Raw genomic sequence first — 16,219 nt, 5'->3', positions numbered from 1 at the left:
CAGGCGCTGTCTTGTTGTGTAAGCAGGTGCCCGTTCTGCCGAAGCACCGTATCTTTGCGGCATGCATTATGTTTCGGCCGAAGGGCTCACCAAGAGTTATGGTGTCAATCCCCTGTTCAGTAATATTTCATTTCACATCAACGAAGGCGATAAAGTGGCGCTGATTGCCCGCAATGGGGTGGGCAAATCTACATTGTTGCGCATTTTAGCCGGACAGGAAACGGCTGATGAAGGGAAATTATGGGTACACAAAGACGTTACCATCGCCCTTTTTGAGCAGGACCCGCGTTTTGATGAGAACAAAACAGTACTGGAGAATATTTTCCATCTCAACCATCCCGTTATCCTCGCCATCAGGCAATATGAGGCGGCGGTGGAAACAGAAGACGGTATACAGATAGCAGATGCCATTACCCGGATGGATGATCTCGGCGCCTGGGATTTTGAAGCCAAAGTGAAGCAGATACTGGGTAAGCTCAATATCCATCATTTACAAAACCCGGTGAATGAACTGAGCGGCGGGCAACGCAAACGCGTAGCGTTGGCTAAAACCCTTATCGATATTGGTTTTGAGCATAAGCACACTTTGCTCATGATGGATGAACCTACCAACCACCTCGATGTTGAAATGATCGAATGGCTGGAGCATTACCTGAATGCAGAAAATGTTACGTTGCTGCTGGTTACGCACGACCGGTATTTTCTCGATGCCGTGAGCGATGAAATATGGGAACTCGAACGTGAGAACCTGTACGTATACAAAGGCGATTACGAGAATTACATGGAGAAGAAAGCGGCCCGCCTGGAAAGCGAGCAGGCCAGTATCGACAAAGCCCGGAATGAATACCGCAAGGAACTGGAATGGATGCGCAAGCAGCCCAAGGCACGTACTACCAAAAGTAAAAGCCGGCAGGATAATTTTTACGAAGTAGAAACCCGTGCCAAACAAAAAATAGAAGACGCGCAGTTACAACTACAGGTGAAAATGAGCAGACTGGGAGGGAAGGTGATAGAGATGAAAAAAGTGTACAAGTCATTCGGTGAGCTGGCGATCCTGAAAGGGTTTGATTATACCTTCAGCAAAGGAGAACGTATCGGTGTCATTGGTAAGAACGGTGTAGGTAAATCTACTTTCCTGAACATTTTGCAACAGATCGAATCTGCCGACAGCGGTAAAATCAACATAGGCGATACAGTAATATTCGGCAATTTTTCACAGCAGGGGTTGGTGATCAAAGAAGACCTTCGGGTGATTGAATATGTGAAAACATTTGCCGAAAGTTTTCCCCTGGCCAAAGGCGGCAGCATGAGCGCCGCACAGTTTTTGGAGCTCTTTCTTTTTTCACCCGATAAACAGTACACTTATTTATCTTCTTTGAGTGGTGGTGAACGGAAGCGACTGCAATTGTTGACTATTTTGTTCCGCAATCCCAACTTCCTTGTACTGGACGAACCTACCAATGACCTCGACCTGCCCACGCTGGCAGTGCTGGAGCGTTTTCTGAGCGAATACCAGGGATGTGTGATGATTGTTTCGCACGACCGGTATTTTATGGACAGGCTGGTAGACCATCTCTTTGTGTTTGAAGGTAATGGTGAAGTACGCGATTTTCCCGGTAACTATACACAATACCGGCTTTGGCTGAAAGAGCAGGAAGAGCTTGCTGCAAAAGAAACGGAGTCTAAAGCAACAACGCCTGCTGCACAATCCCAGATTGCTTCCGCATCGACTAAAAAGAAAATGGGCTTCAAAGAAAAAAAGGAATTCGAGTTGCTGGAAAAAGAAATGCCTTTATTGGAAGAAGAAAAACATGCGCTCGCCAACCAGATGAGCAACGCTAAACTGCCTTTTGAAGAACTGCAAAAAATAAGCAACCGGATGATCGAGATCAACCGGTTGCTGGAAGAAAAAGAAATGCGTTGGCTCGAGTTGAGCGAACTGCAATGATTTATTTGAAGCTGATCAGTTCTACATCGAATATCAAGGTACTGTTCGGACCGATCTCTGCGCTTACCTGCCTCTCACCATAAGCCAGGTGAGACGGAATATAAAAACGCCATTTGCTTCCGGTGGGCATCAATTGTAATCCTTCGGTCCATCCTTTGATCACCATGTTCAGCGGGAAAGAAGCGGGGCGCCCGCGTTGTACAGAACTATCGAATATCGTTCCATTGATGAGTGTGCCGTGGTAATGACAGGTTACCTCATTGTGTGCTTTGGGCTTTTCACCATTGCCTTCTGTTAAGACCTCGTATTGTAAGCCACTGGGCAATTCGGTTATGCCGGGCTTTTGTTTGTTTCCGGCCAGGAAATCTTGTCCTGCTTTCAAATTGGCGGCCGCTTTTTCGGCTCTCATTTGTGCTAATTGATCTGCAACACCCATATGTTTTTTGTGCAAAGATAATATTGTTGGCTTGTTCTTTTCGTCATCCCGAGCGAGCGAAGCGAGTCGAGGGACCTGATGAACACTCGGGCAGATCCCTCGGCTGCGCTCGGGATGACGAGAAAAAGTTGCTCAGCAGCTCCCTCGACTTGCTTCGCTCGCTCGGGATGAAGAGGAAATACGGATCAAAGAAGTATCCCCTGCAGGAAGAAGAACGCAACGGAGAAGTAAATGATGAGCCCGGTTACGTCTACCAGTGTGGCAACGAACGGGGCAGAAGACACGGCGGGGTCGGCACCCAGCTTCTTCAATACAATAGGTAACATGGAACCGGAAAGGGTGCCCCATAATACAACGCCTACCAGGGAAAACCCTACGGTGGAAGCAATCAGCATCCAGTGCTGACCGTAAAGAGTGGGGGCGATGGAATGCCATACAACTACCCTAACGAATCCAATGATACCCAACACACCTCCCAACAATAAGCCGCTCGATAATTCCCTTCTTAATACGCGCCACCAGTCGGCCAGACTGATCTCGCCTACGGCCATGGCCTGTATGATCAGCGTGGATGCCTGCGATCCGCTGTTGCCGCCGCTGGAAATGATCAGGGGTACAAAAAGGGCCAGCACCACGGCTTTGGTTATCTCGTCTTCAAAATAACCCATGGCGGTAGCCGTAAGCATTTCGCCAAGGAAAAGCACTACCAGCCAGCCAATTCTTTTACGGAACAATTTCAATAAGGGTATATCCAGGTAAGGTTCATCAAATGCTTCGGTACCACCTATTTTTTGTATGTCTTCACTGAACTCTTCATTGGCCACCCACAACATATCGTCGATGGTAACAATGCCCAGTAAAATGTTATTGTCGTCTACCACGGGCAGTGCCACGCGGTTATTCATTTTAAAAACCTGGCTTGCATGTTCCTGGTCATCATTCACATTCAGCGATACCACTCTTCCATCGATGATCTCAATGAGGCGTTTCTCTGGCGATGCGAGGATCACATCGCGGATACGGATATCATCTACCAGTTCACCCTTATCATTGATCACGTAGATCACGTCTACGGTTTCGCTGTTCTTACCATGTTTTCGGATGGTGCTGAACACTTCCGTAACGGTGTTATCGGCGAATACATATACATAATCGGGCGTCATCAAACGGCCCACACTGTCTTCCGGGTATCCCAGCATAGAAAGCGTGATCTTTCTTTCTTCGGGATCGAGCAACTTAATGAGGTCGCGTATGGCGGCTTTGGGTAATTCTTCGAGGAAGTCGGTAAGGTCATCCGCTGGGAGCTCGTTGAGCAATTCGGCGGTCTTGGAAGAAGGCAGTTCTTTTACGATGTCTTTCTGCTGGGCAATGTCCAGGATCTTGAATACACTGGATGCCCGGTGGATGGCCATATTGGCAATGATCTGCGCTTCGTATTCCGGGTAGGCGTTGATGAGTTCGGCCACGTCACTGATATTCTGGTGATCAAGGAATTCCCTGATCTCCAGCTTATCTTCTTTTTCAATCAGTTGTTCAAACTGTTCTTGAAGGCCGGGTTGTTCCAGTTCCAGTGACATGGCCGCAATTTAAGGGGAATTACCAATTACAGCAAGGGAATTGGGGGTTCTGATGGAACTTTGTAGTTTGCAATAGTATGATTTTACCTATTCTTCATATTGCACCTTCGGATAACCGCGGAAGAGGCGTATTCGCTTCCGAGCCCATCGCTCCCGGCACGGTAGTGGAAATATCCCCGGTACTCGTGCTGGGAGTGGAAGACAGGCAGAAGGTAGAAGCAACCCTCCTGTACGATTATATTTTCGAATGGGGCGATGATTTCAAAGGCGCATGTGTAGCGCTAGGCTACTTATCTCTTTACAATCATTCATACAATGCCAACTGTGTCTATGAAATGGACTTCGATGCAGATACAATGAAGATCGTTACAGTAAAACCCATTGCAGCAGGAGATGAGCTCTTCATCAATTATAATGCGGATCCGGACAATGAAAAACCTATCTGGTTTGAAGCGAAATAAAAAATCAGGATGATAGGGTGCCTACATCCTGATTTCCTGTTATCGTTTTTTTAATTATTACCAGTACTGGTAGCCCATCAGTCTGGATAATTCAACCTTGGCCAAGCACAATTGGTATTCGTATTGCAGTTTGGTGAGTTCCGCGCGTTGTACATTGGTGCTGGCATTGGTAATTTCCAGGTTAGTGCCCACACCATTGTTGAAACGGTTGGAAGCCAATACCTGTGCGGCTTTCGCCTGTTCTATCTGGCCCTGTGTATTCTTTATCCTTTCGAGGTTGGTGGCAACATCGGTCAAGGCCTGCGCAATGTCTTTTTTGTAATTGCTGCTGAGGCTTTCCACCGCCATCTCATTTTGTTTGATGATGTTCTCCTGCAATTTCTGTTGCTGTTTATTCTTGCCACCATTGTAAATAGGCACTGAAAAACCGATACCTGCCATGTAATTAAAACGCATGTCTGCGATATAAGGCACATAACCATTCTTGATGCCGGCGCCGGCTTTCAGTCCAACCGTTGGTTTTTCTGCTGTTTTAACAATGGCCAGGTCGCTCTCGGCCTGTTTGATCTTGTCTTTTGCCAGGATAAATTCAAGGTTATTGGCCTGGGCCAATCCCAATGCACTTCCGGCATCGGTGAGGTTGATATCAAAATCAAATGCCTTACCCTGGCTCTGGCTCACACCGGTAGTGTACTCGAGCAGGTTGAGTTGTTTTTGCAGGTTGTTCTTCAGGTCTACCTTGCGGTTCTCTTCATTGTCGATAGAAGCCTGTATGTTCAGCAGGTCGATCTTCAATGCATCGCCGTTTTTCAACTTGCTGTTTACAATCCTTTTATTCTCGTTGAGGTAACTCAGTACGCTGTCCTGTATGCCAATTGCTTTCTGTAAAAAAACAATGTTGTAATACACAACGGCTACCTGGTTGGCGAGCTGACTTTTCACATAGTCGGTATTGTGTTTGGCATACAGCAGATCTTCTTTTGCGCGGTTGATATTGGCCTGCAGCCTGCCAAAATCCAAAAGTGCATAAGTGGCATTGAGTGCACCGCTTACATTGTGTACAGGAGCAAACTGGAAACTCTCTCCGCCCAGCGGGATCTCGATCTTCGGCCTTACATAGGCGTAAGAAGCATCTGCTGTTACATCGGGCAGTTTATTCAAGCGGGTGAGCGCTAATTTTTCATCGGCTGTGGTAATGGTATGCTCCACTTCTTTCACTTTGGGAAAGTAACCAAAGGATTGGTTGATCAGTCCTTTCAGTTCATTGTTCACAGCTACCTGTGCTCCAACGGAAAATGCTGTAGCTGTAAACAATGATATGATCAATATTTTTTTCATCTTCTATTTTGAATTTTTTCTTTGATTGTTGATTTCATCAATGCGCTTCCGACGCCGCTTTCATCGTTGCAGCCATTTCGGCGGCTGATTTCTTTTTCACTTTCAGGAATCCTACCAGCGGTATCACCAGTATAAAGAAGATGGTGATGAGTCGGAAGGTGTCGAGGTAGGAGAGGAAATACGCTTCCCTGTCCACCACCCGGTTGATGGTAGCGAGGGCTTGTGTGCCGGCGCCGGCCACATCGCCCGTTTTCAATATGATGCTCTGTGCGATCGTATGGCTTCTTTCAATGAACATCTGCGATTCGCCTGTTACTTTGGAAACCAGGTCGTACCGGTGTTGTGCATATTGTCTTGCGATGTAGTTATTGGCCAGTGCAATACCAAAAGCGCCGCCCAGTTGCCGGATCATGTTGTTGAGTGCAATGCCGGATGCATAATCTTTGGGCTGCAAGCCTGCTACTGCCTGGTTGATCAGCGGTAACTGCACCATGCTGATGCCTACGGCGCGAAGGGCCAGGGGTAAAAAGAAATCGTCTTTGTTCACATCCGGACTCACACCTGCACTCAGCCAGGCATAACCTGCAAAGAGCAGGAACCCGATCACCACAAAAGGAATGGGTGAGACGCCTTTACTCATCACTTTACCAATGATGGGCATCATCACAACGGTGATCATGGTAGGTGCGAGTAAGGTGAGACCTGTTTCATAAGCGGTATAACCCAATGTTCTCTGTGCCAGTACGGGAAATACAAACACCGAGGTAAACAATCCCACACCCACCACAAAAGTGAAGATGGTGGTGAATGCCAGGTTCCGGTTGTTCAATACTTTCAGGTTCACCGCGGGCGATTTGATGCTCAGTTCATACCAGATGAAAGCAATCAGACCAACAAAGGCGAGAACAGAAGTAATGATGATGGTATTACTGCTGAACCAGTCTTCAGATTCACCTCTTTCCAGCATGTACTGCAGGCTGCCGATACCTACCATGAGCAGCAGGATACCGGTATAATCGATGGTGATGTGTTTTTTATTTTTTCCTTCGCCTTCTTTCTTTTCAATAAAAGTGAAGGATAAAAAAGTTGCGATGATACCAATGGGTATGTTGATCATAAAGATCAGCGGCCAGGAAGCGTGGTCAATGATATATCCACCCAGTGTAGGGCCGAGGGTAGGACCTAACACGAGACCCATACCAAACAAACCCGAAGCAATGGGCCTGTCTTTCGGTTCAAAGGCATCGAAGAGGATGGCCTGAGAAGTAGACAGGAGGGCGCCGCCGCCCACACCTTGTACAAAGCGCCAGATAATGATCTCTACGAGGCTGGTAGACTGACCGCACATATACGATGCAATCGTAAAGATGATCATGGAAACGATGTAATAATTCTTTCTTCCGAAATATTCCGCTAAAAATCCGGTGAGCGGAATGATGATCACGTTTGCGATGGCATAAGCGGTGATGACCCAGCTGATGTCTTCTATGTTTACGCCGAGGCTACCGCTCATATCACTCAGCGCTACGTTCACGATGGAGGTATCGATGAGCTCCATGATGGCCGCGGTAACGGTAGTGAGTACGATGATGGCCTTGGCAAATCCTTTAGGCGTTGCCATGATTAATTGATTTCAGTGCTGATATAAACGCTTAAACCTGCACGCAGCATGTTCCTGTATTTATCCATGTCTTTGATACGGATCTTTACGGGAACGCGCTGGGTTACTTTTACGAAGTTGCCGCTGGCATTATCGGGCGGTAACAAAGAGAACTTGGCGCCAGTGGCTTCACTCAAAGTTTCGATAGCGCCTTTGATTTTAAGATCAGGATACGCATCCACTTCTATATCTACGTCTTTACCGGGATATAATTTTTTTAACTGGTTCTCTTTGAAATTGGCTACGATCCAGTAAGTGGTATCGTTTACAATAGAGAACAGGGGCGTGCCTGCCTGCACATATTGGCCTTCTGAAATATTTTTCTTACCGATCTTGCCTGCCTGTGGTGCATAGATCCTGGTATAAGACAACTTGAGTTTGGTTTGCTCGATCTTGGCTTGTTTTACAGCCAATGCAGCGGTTGCTTTTTCTATGCCTGCCTGCAAAACAGCAATGCGGCTTTCGGCAGAGCTCAGATCGGTCTTGGCATTCTGGTACTGCTGTGCGGCCGTTTCTACATTGTACTTGCTGTCGTCGAGTTGCTTGCGGGTGATGGCCTGGTCGTTGAACAGGTTCTGGTCTCTTTTCAAATCGTCTTCCGCTTTTTTCTTACGCACATCGTTCAGGTCGATATTGCCTTTGTTGATGCGGAGTGATACCACGGCATTGTTGAGTGCCGCCCTGGCATTGATGAGATCGGCTTCAGCCTGTTTGTAATCGGCTTCCATTTCCAATAATTGCGTTTGCAATTCGGCATCGTCGAGTTCTACCAGGAGCTGACCGGCTGCAACAGAATCATAATCTTTTACAGAAATGGTTTTCACGTAACCGGCCACCCTGGGCAGTACAGGTGTGATCTGGGTTTCCACCTGTGCATTGTCGGTGGTCTCATGGGTAATGGCGAAATGGATTTTGTTATAGCCTACATAAGCAACGATAAGAAATACCACGCTGAGTACCACGATTCTTACGGGTGACTTTTTTGCTGCGGGTTTTTGTTTTGTCATACGAAAAGGTGTTTAGATTGCTTGTTTACAGTTGATGATATAAATGACGTTATGGTTGATGCGATAAGTGCGCGTGCATGACCTGTTTGATGTGATTAATAAGTCTTTTCTTAAAAGCTTCATCGGTATAGGGATCGAAGTTGGCGCCTTTGGCTATCAGGAACTGACACATGGATTTCGACAGTAACGCCTGGTGCATGGTACCAAAGAGGGTAACGATGGTGAGCTCAGGGTCTACTTTGCGGAATACTTTTTTCTTCACCCCCTGGTCAATGATCTTTTTCAATACTTCTTTGTTCTTGGCAAACACAGCAATGATGCTTTCATGAAGCGATTCGCGTTGCTGCAGCATCAGTTCCTGGTGGATCACCCGGTGGTATTTATGCTGACTGGTGATGCGGTTCACGTAGTCTTCAATAATAGTATCTATTTTCTGCAGTTCATTTTTCGATTCATCGATAAGGACGCTGTTGAGCCGCTCTCTGAAATAAGTGGATTTCTCTTCCACCATGGCTTCGAACAATTTTTCTTTCGAGCCGAAATAATAATTCACCATGGCGATGTTTACACCGGCCTTGGCAGCGAGCTCGCGGATGGAAGTGCCTTCAAATCCTTTGTCGGCAAACAGCTCCATGGCCGCTTCGATGATGTTTTGTTTTTTATCGGGATGCATATACAGAAAATTTATTGCTGCCGTCATCCCGAGCGTAGCCGAGGGATCCGCCAGAACCTCCAGCAGGCCCTTCGACTCGCTCCGCTCGCTCAGGATGACGACGGTGTGAAATTAAACAAGTGTTTGAATTAAACAAACGTTTGATTTAAATGAAAGTTTACTTTGAAAACACAGATATTTATATTTTGATGATTATCAGTAGATTGTGGTTTTAGAATTGAGTTATTAAATTTTGATTAAAACACCGCGCAGTAGATAGAAATAACAATTGCATAATATCATCGTAACAAGATCATTCATCAATTTAGCGCAAAGCTTTACTGTTGACACCATATCAAACCCTATCGGCAAAGTCTTTCGGTCCCAATTTTCAATGGGGCGTAGCCATGTCCGCCGCACAAAACGAAGGCGCATACAATGTAGACGGGCGCGGACTTTCTATCTGGGACAGTTTTGCGCGGCGGCAGGGAAAGATCAAAGGTGCTGCTAAACCATCTGAAGCCTGCGATTTCTATTATCGTTATAAAGATGATCTCGTATTAGTGAAAGCATTGGGCTTTACTGCATTCCGTTTTTCCATTTCATGGAGCCGCATCTTACCGGAAGGCATTGGCAGGGTGAACAAAGAAGGGATTGCGTTTTATCATAAGGTCATTGATGAATGCCTTACATTGGGACTTACACCTTATGTAACCCTGTATCACTGGGATCTTCCTTTGGAGCTGGAAAAAAATGGCGGATGGACGAGTCACCAGATGCTCAAATGGTTCACCCGTTTCGTGCAGGTATGCACCGAAGCTTATGGCAGTAAAGTGAAACACTGGATCATCATGAATGAGCCCATGGGCTTTACCACGCTGGGTTATATGATGGGCAAGCATGCACCCGGTAAAACCGGACTGCCTCATTTCCTGCCGGCCATACACAATGCAGCGCTCTGCACGGCCGAAGGTGGCCGGCTGGTGCGTGATGCGGTATCAAAGGCAAAAATTGGTACTACTTTCTCCTGTAGTGAAGTAATGCCCTTCAGTAAAAAAGAGCCTGATGTACTGGCGGCCAAAAGGGTCGATGCTTTGATGAACCGACTGTTCATTGAGCCGGCATTGGGCAGAGGTTACCCCGAAGTAGAGAACTTTCCTTTACTCGATAAAATACACCTGCATAACAAAGCCTGGAAATACCAGGAGCGCATGCAGTTCAATTTCGATTTCATTGGCATACAGAATTATTTCCCCATTACGGTGAAATACAATTCGCTGATCCCTTATATCCACGCCTCAGAAGTAAAAGCCACCCAGCGAAAAGTGCCGGTAACGGGCATGGGTTGGGAAATCAATGCCGACAGCCTTTACTGGATGATCAAACGGTTCTGGTTGTACGGAAGTGTAAAAGAGATCATGATCACGGAGGGTGGGGCGGCTTTTAAAGACCAGCTGGTGAACGGTACCGTGAACGATCAGGCGAGGATCGACTATTTCCAGCAATACCTGGCTGCCGCGCTGAGGGCAAAAAAAGAAGGCGTGAACCTGAGCGGCTATTTTGCCTGGACGCTTACCGATAATTTTGAGTGGTCGGAAGGCTATGCGGCGCGGTTCGGACTGGTACATACCGACTTTAAAACCCAATTGCGGACCATCAAGAATTCGGGCTATTGGTTCCGGGATTTCCTGGCAGGTAAGTGATTTTTTCGTATCTTAACAGATGATAGATACGATTGCCAGATACAAACCCGCGTGCCTATGAAAACAGTTCGCCAATTATCAATTGCAGTATTAGTATTGGTATGTGCCGTTAACCTTTATGCCGGAGCCCGCATGATCATGGATCCCACCGGAAACTCCCTCGGCCTGCCTTTTTATCTCCTCAACGGGACCGTGTTCAAAGATTATACCATCCCCGGATGGATATTGCTGATCGGATTCGGTGTATTGAGTCTTTTTACCATTATCGTTACTTTAAAGAAGGTCCATTGGTACCCTACGGCCATCGTGGTACAGGGATTGGTTATTGTAGTGATTGTGATTGCCCAGATGTTCATGGTGGGCAATGATTTTTTCCTGCAGTATTTCTTTTTGATGCTGGGATTTTCCCTGGTTGCCTTAGGGTTTCTTCAAAATCAAATGAAGAAGGCCAATGCGCAGAATCATGCTTCTAACCACAACCAGCACCAGGGGCATCATCGTCACCATCATTGATGCGACTCAATGCGCAGTAGTTTCAGGCAAACAGGACTGGGTACTTCCAGTTGCTGTGGCATAGCTTCCAGCATGCCCGTTTCTTTATCTCTTTTATAAATGACGATATTGTTGGTCTGTTGATTGGCCACCAGCAGGAAATTCCCTTCGGGATCAATGGTGAAATTACGCGGCCATTTGCCGGGCAGGACCTGGTAGCCTTTGGCCGTTAGCAAACCGGAAACGGGATCGATAGAAAAAATAGCGATGTTATTTTCTTCACCCCGGTTGGAAGCATACAAAAATTTACCATCTGGCGATACATGGATATCGGCGCTGCCGGGCTGTCCTTTGAAATCGGCCGGGTGCGTAGCGATGGTCTGCCGCTTTTTCAACCTGCCTTCATGATAAGCGAATACCGATACGGTACCGCTCATTTCTTCAATCAGGTAAACATATTTGCGATTGGGATGGAAGTCGAGATGCCGTGGGCCACTGCCCGGTATGGAGCGCACAAAGGGTTGTGCGGCGGGCTTCAGGGGCTGTTGGTCTTCTTTATGAAATGCATAGATCATCACTTTATCGGTTCCCAGGTTGGGCGTCAGCACATAATGCTGATCGGGTGTGATGAAAGTAGAATGAACGTGCGGACCTTCCTGCCTGTTCTTGTTCACACTGCTGCCCTCTTGCTGGATCATTTGCGTATAAGGAGCCAGCGAGCCATCTTTATTTACTGGCAATGCGGCCAGGCTTCCGCTCATATAATTGCCTGCGAGCACCCATTTGCCGGTCTTATCTATGGTTACGAAGCAGGGGCCTAATCCACCACTCGGCTGCTGGTTGATCAGCCGCAGGTTACCATTGGCAGCATCAAAGGCATAAGCGCTCACATGTCCGGATTGGGGAGATCCCGCTTCATTGATGGCATACAGGAATTTGCCATTGGGCGATACGGCCAGGAAAGCAGGGTTATTGCTGCTGTCGGTATTGCTCACCCATTGCGCTTCGCCGGTTTGACTGTTGAAGCGATATACGTAGATACCCTTGCTTTTTCCGCTGGTATAAGTGCCAACGAACAAATAATAATCCTGCGCAAAAAGCCATTGGCTTAGTATCAGGCAAACAAAAAGAAGGAGCGAACGCATGCCATTTATTTTAGAAAACGGAAGATAAACATTCCGTTCGTATAATTTGACAGGCAAGTGATAATGCGCAGGCGTTTTGTTGGTAAGTTTGCTGCCAGGCAGCCTATTTATTGAAGAAAAGTAAAGTTGTACAGAACTATGAGAAAGATATTGGTGGTTATGTTGTTGGCGGGAATGATCAACACGGTACAGGCACAAGAACAGGGATTATGGAAAGCGCAATTGCATCGCGCGGATGGTAACCATATCGTATTCAATTTCGAGCTTCGTCACGAAGGAGGGAAAACGGTCTGGTATATATTGAATGCCAGTGAGAGGATGCGTGTAGATAATATTGGCGCAGCGGGTGATTCGCTGCTGGTGCAGATGCCTGTTTTTGAATCGCAGTTCAGGGTTAAGCTGTTGTCTGATAAAAAAATAGCAGGATGGTGGATCAGGAGTACGAGCAAGGGGCATATCCAAATGCCTTTCACCGCTGAACTGGGCAATGGTGAGCGCTTTGAAGTAAAGCAACCTGCATTGCACAATATCACCGGCCGTTGGGCAACTTTTTTCGGACAGAGCGGTAAAGCACTTACAGATACTACGGTAGGGGAGTTTGTGCAAAAAGGAAACGATCTGAGTGGTTCTATATTGACTTCAACAGGAGATTATCGATACCTGGGTGGGGTGGTCAGTGGTGATACGCTGAAGCTGTCCACTTTCGATGGGGTGCATGCTTTCCTCTTCACGGCCAAGATCAACAATGACCATAGCATCAGCGGCGGAGATTTTTATTCCGGTCCTGCTGCCCATGAAAACTGGCTTGCTGAAAAAAATGCCAATGCCGGTTTGCCCAATGATGCGGCGATGTACCTGAGGCCAGGGCAAAGCAAGTTGAATTTCCGTTTCCCCGATCTGAATAAAAAGATGGTGTCCATCAACGATGCCCGCTTTAAAAACAAAGTAGTAGTGATACAGATTATGGGCTCCTGGTGTCCCAATTGCATGGATGAAACGGCTTTCCTAAGTGATTTTTATAGAAAGAACAAACAGCGCGGCGTGGAGATCATTGGCCTCGCGTATGAGTACAGCACCGATTTTGAACGTTCACGCAAGAGCCTGCTGAAGTTCAAAGAACGTTTCGGCGTGGAGTATCCCATACTGGTTACCGGTGTTACTGTTATGGATGAGCAGAAAACAGAGAAAACGTTGCCGCAGCTCACGCCTATTAAATCTTTCCCTTCTACCATTTTCATCGACAAAACCGGTAAAGTGGCCAAGCTCGAAGCTGGGTTTACAGGCCCGGGAACGGGTGTGCATTATGAAGAAATGAAAAAAGAGTTCAACGAAACAATCGACCGGTTGCTACAATAACCCCGTCATCCCGGGCGAGCGTAGCAAGCCGAGGGACTTCATAAAGCCCTTGCAGCTTTACTTTTATGTTAATTACACAGGAATTGCGCTGAAAATGAACAGAAAAAACTTCCTTTGAAAAGATAAAAATGTAAAGGGGAGTGTTTATCTTAATAGACGCATTCTCCAGGTAAAACGGGCATTTATGTCAAGTGTTAAAACTTCCCCCAAGAAAGCCAACTCCTCCATTGTACGTTATACCCAAATTCGCGGTAAACTGGGCGGCCTGTTAACCCAGATATTCATTGGAAAAGGCTGGATCAGGCGTTCTCATGAGAACGACAAGACCTGGTACATTACAGAGAAAGGACAGAAAAATATTTGATTAGGAAGGTACTCTCCTCATTGATGATTGATCCTTATTATGCTATTACCTCATACGCGTTTTCTTCGCCCCCGCTTCGCTGTTTGTATACCCTTTGTTCGCCTATTACCGAAGCTTGTTCGCTTATAACCGAAGAAACGGCGAAGAAAAGGGTACAAAATCACGAATCAACTAAGCGTCAGGTAAAAATCAACAAAGAACAGGCCCCGAATGTGTAAAAACTGATCCGGCTACGATGATTTCCTCCGGTCGAATATTTTTTTGCCAAAATAAGCAACCACCGGAATGAGTATGGCTGTAAATACGTATTCCGGATGATCGTATAAATAGATCCAGAGCGGCCGCACAATATTGGTGTTCACATTGATGGTGATGGGTATGGTGCGTGAGTCAAACGGTTCTGCCGGTTCATCGGGTTTTTCTGCCACTACTTTCAATATTAGCCGTGCTTCTTTTCTATCGGTGTTGGGTGTAACCGCCCATTCCCAGTGATTACCATCGGTTTCATCTACTTCCTGCCTGGCGCTGTCGTGCACCTGTGCGATGGTAAAGGAATGATCGGGATCCAGGAGCCGCACATCTACATAGCGGTACAACAAGATATTCTGCGTGAAAATACTCACGGTATCGTTGCGTTTATTGGGTTCTTCCTGTGCGTTGATGATACGGATGGTATCGCGCAGGGCGCTTTCGGAATGCCGGATGCTGATGAACGCGTGTATGTTCTTGGTCTCGGACCGTTTCATTTGCTTGAAAAAAGAATAACCCAGTATGCCGGATCTTTTTCCAATTTTTTCTGTTGGTGGTTGAGCGCCGCTGCCTGTAGGTTGCGGATGCGCAACAGTATCAGCGGGCACCAGCAATACAAGGCTGTCGGTATGCGCTTCCCCCGTGCGGTTGAAACTCTTTCTGCGCAATCGCACTGTTTCCCAACGGCCGGGAATGATGCTTTTTTTTGCAGTAGTATCTACGTGATCTACGGTAGATGGAGTAGCAGATCCGGGCTTGGTTACAGGCTTGGCAACAACTGCAGTATCCATTGTGTTTTTACTGCTGCTGGTAGAATCGACTTGGTAACCGGCATTGGTTTTTTCGTACTTCATGTTGCCGCCGTTGTTACTACAACTCAGGAAAATCAACAGCATGGGAAAGGCCAGGAGAACGGCCGGAGTAGCAGGGTTCTTGGTCATGAGACAAGGATTGGTATGAGCGGGGGGGGGGAGACCTGTAAACATACTATTCTCCGGTGAAAAATGCAAGAGGATAACTTTACCGGTAATTGAAGAATGATGCTGATACCCCTAAAATAAGGGGTGCTCTATCTACGTGTATTTTACATCAGTCCGGCCATTACACCCAAATTGTCGAAATTGGTGAGAGTTTTTAATATTTTTTTAGGAAGACAAGTTTAAGGAAGTATTTCTGTTTTATCAATTCAATGGATGTCTGCTTTGTCCCCCCAATGATGTCCTTCACATGTTTTGATTGAGGCCTGAAAATGCTGCCTCAATAATTATTCAATGGAAATAGTATTCCAATTGAGTTCATTTATAAAGTAAATGTGATTTTCTATGCCTGGAACCAAGCCCCCATCTGTTAAAAAATGTGCACTACGTTTTGTTTTGTTGTTATCATTCAATACAATACTCATTGGCAGTGTTATTTCCCAGGTTAAAATCCACCCTGCGCAGAAGGATACTTTAAAAACAGCGAAAAGCAATATCAAATTGCAAAACGATTCCTCCGATGTCAGGAATCATTTACTGTGGAAAGAAGATCATACTACTCAACAATTGAAGAAAAGCAATTTATATAAAAGAGAGGAAGCAGATCTGAATAAAAACGGGCATCCATTATCTGAAAAAAATGATACACCATCTTCAACAATGAACCATGTTTCTTCCGGCAGAAAAATGACTGCTACATTCCCTGATAAAACAATGCAGCCTGATAAGGCAGATTCTACTACTCATACGATTAAGGGTGAATTAAAACAACAAAAAGAAAACCATCCCGGAAATCATTTGATGTGGAAAAGAGATACTGCCGTAAACCGTAATTGAAATTCCACTGCAATCAT

At 46.3% G+C, this 16,219-nt stretch carries 15 protein-coding genes; 7 read left to right on the top strand and 8 right to left on the bottom strand.

All coding sequences use genetic code 11. The features are described from left to right. Positions 1–61: 61 nt before the first annotated feature. Positions 62–1,948, top strand: coding sequence for an ABC-F family ATP-binding cassette domain-containing protein (locus tag SEDOR53_RS0116100; protein WP_026770629.1), 1,887 nt, complete (start codon positions 62–64; stop codon positions 1,946–1,948). A 1-nt stretch (position 1,949) separates the two neighbouring features. Here the strand turns inward: SEDOR53_RS0116100 and SEDOR53_RS18360 are convergent, their stop codons facing one another. Next, entirely contained in the window at positions 1,950–2,384 is a 435-nt protein-coding gene (locus SEDOR53_RS18360; protein ID WP_051416707.1) for an FKBP-type peptidyl-prolyl cis-trans isomerase, read from the bottom strand. Between the two features lie 185 nt (positions 2,385–2,569). After that, positions 2,570–3,961 carry a magnesium transporter gene (gene mgtE / locus SEDOR53_RS0116090; RefSeq protein WP_026770628.1) on the bottom strand — a complete coding sequence of 464 codons (1,392 nt, stop codon included), beginning with the start codon at positions 3,959–3,961 and terminating at the stop codon, positions 2,570–2,572. A 77-nt stretch (positions 3,962–4,038) separates the two neighbouring features. Between mgtE and SEDOR53_RS0116085 the strand changes: the two genes are divergently transcribed. Further along, positions 4,039–4,422 carry an SET domain-containing protein gene (locus SEDOR53_RS0116085; protein WP_026770627.1) on the top strand — a complete coding sequence of 128 codons (384 nt, stop codon included), beginning with the start codon at positions 4,039–4,041 and terminating at the stop codon, positions 4,420–4,422. Between the two features lie 57 nt (positions 4,423–4,479). On the opposite strand, the gene SEDOR53_RS0116080 is transcribed toward SEDOR53_RS0116085, so the two are convergent. The 4 genes from SEDOR53_RS0116080 to SEDOR53_RS0116065 are packed head-to-tail and all read right to left on the bottom strand — an operon-like array spanning position 4,480 to position 9,100. Further along, positions 4,480–5,760 carry a TolC family protein gene (locus tag SEDOR53_RS0116080; RefSeq protein WP_026770626.1) on the bottom strand — a complete coding sequence of 427 codons (1,281 nt, stop codon included), beginning with the start codon at positions 5,758–5,760 and terminating at the stop codon, positions 4,480–4,482. 37 nt (positions 5,761–5,797) lie between these two features. Beyond that, positions 5,798–7,381, bottom strand: coding sequence for a DHA2 family efflux MFS transporter permease subunit (locus tag SEDOR53_RS0116075; RefSeq protein ID WP_026770625.1), 1,584 nt, complete (start codon positions 7,379–7,381; stop codon positions 5,798–5,800). A gap of 2 nt (positions 7,382–7,383) precedes the next feature. After that, the gene (locus SEDOR53_RS0116070) at positions 7,384–8,427 is read right to left on the bottom strand and encodes an HlyD family secretion protein (protein ID WP_026770624.1); all 1,044 of its coding nucleotides are present in this window, start codon (positions 8,425–8,427) and stop codon (positions 7,384–7,386) included. A gap of 49 nt (positions 8,428–8,476) precedes the next feature. Continuing rightward, entirely contained in the window at positions 8,477–9,100 is a 624-nt protein-coding gene (locus tag SEDOR53_RS0116065) for a TetR/AcrR family transcriptional regulator (RefSeq protein ID WP_026770623.1), read from the bottom strand. Positions 9,101–9,423: 323 nt separating this feature from the next. Between SEDOR53_RS0116065 and SEDOR53_RS0116060 the strand changes: the two genes are divergently transcribed. Next, on the top strand, positions 9,424–10,782 hold the full coding sequence (locus SEDOR53_RS0116060; RefSeq protein ID WP_026770622.1) for a GH1 family beta-glucosidase: 1,359 nt from the start codon (positions 9,424–9,426) through the stop codon (positions 10,780–10,782). A gap of 57 nt (positions 10,783–10,839) precedes the next feature. Further along, positions 10,840–11,295, top strand: a complete 456-nt coding sequence (locus tag SEDOR53_RS18730) for a hypothetical protein (protein WP_026770621.1) — start codon at positions 10,840–10,842, stop codon at positions 11,293–11,295. Here SEDOR53_RS18730 and SEDOR53_RS0116050 read toward each other — a convergent pair. Then, positions 11,289–12,419 carry a lactonase family protein gene (locus SEDOR53_RS0116050; protein WP_026770620.1) on the bottom strand — a complete coding sequence of 377 codons (1,131 nt, stop codon included), beginning with the start codon at positions 12,417–12,419 and terminating at the stop codon, positions 11,289–11,291. The two genes, SEDOR53_RS18730 and SEDOR53_RS0116050, sit on opposite strands and share 7 nt — an antisense overlap. Positions 12,420–12,557: 138 nt before the next feature. Between SEDOR53_RS0116050 and SEDOR53_RS0116045 the strand changes: the two genes are divergently transcribed. Then, positions 12,558–13,775 (top strand): peroxiredoxin, encoded by a 1,218-nt coding sequence (locus SEDOR53_RS0116045; RefSeq protein ID WP_026770619.1) that lies wholly within the window; start codon positions 12,558–12,560, stop codon positions 13,773–13,775. A gap of 184 nt (positions 13,776–13,959) precedes the next feature. Continuing rightward, complete coding sequence (locus SEDOR53_RS18350) at positions 13,960–14,139, top strand: hypothetical protein (protein WP_037326770.1); 180 nt, start codon at positions 13,960–13,962, stop codon at positions 14,137–14,139. Between the two features lie 230 nt (positions 14,140–14,369). Here the strand turns inward: SEDOR53_RS18350 and SEDOR53_RS0116030 are convergent, their stop codons facing one another. After that, positions 14,370–15,329 (bottom strand): hypothetical protein, encoded by a 960-nt coding sequence (locus tag SEDOR53_RS0116030; protein WP_026770617.1) that lies wholly within the window; start codon positions 15,327–15,329, stop codon positions 14,370–14,372. Positions 15,330–15,710: 381 nt separating this feature from the next. Between SEDOR53_RS0116030 and SEDOR53_RS0116025 the strand changes: the two genes are divergently transcribed. Next, entirely contained in the window at positions 15,711–16,202 is a 492-nt protein-coding gene (locus SEDOR53_RS0116025) for a hypothetical protein (RefSeq protein ID WP_026770616.1), read from the top strand. Positions 16,203–16,219 lie beyond the last annotated feature (17 nt).

This window comes from Asinibacterium sp. OR53, assembly GCF_000515315.1.
Lineage (GTDB): Bacteria > Bacteroidota > Bacteroidia > Chitinophagales > Chitinophagaceae > Sediminibacterium.
Note: the sequence above shows the minus strand (reverse complement) of the source record. Positions and strands in the feature narration are given on the sequence as shown.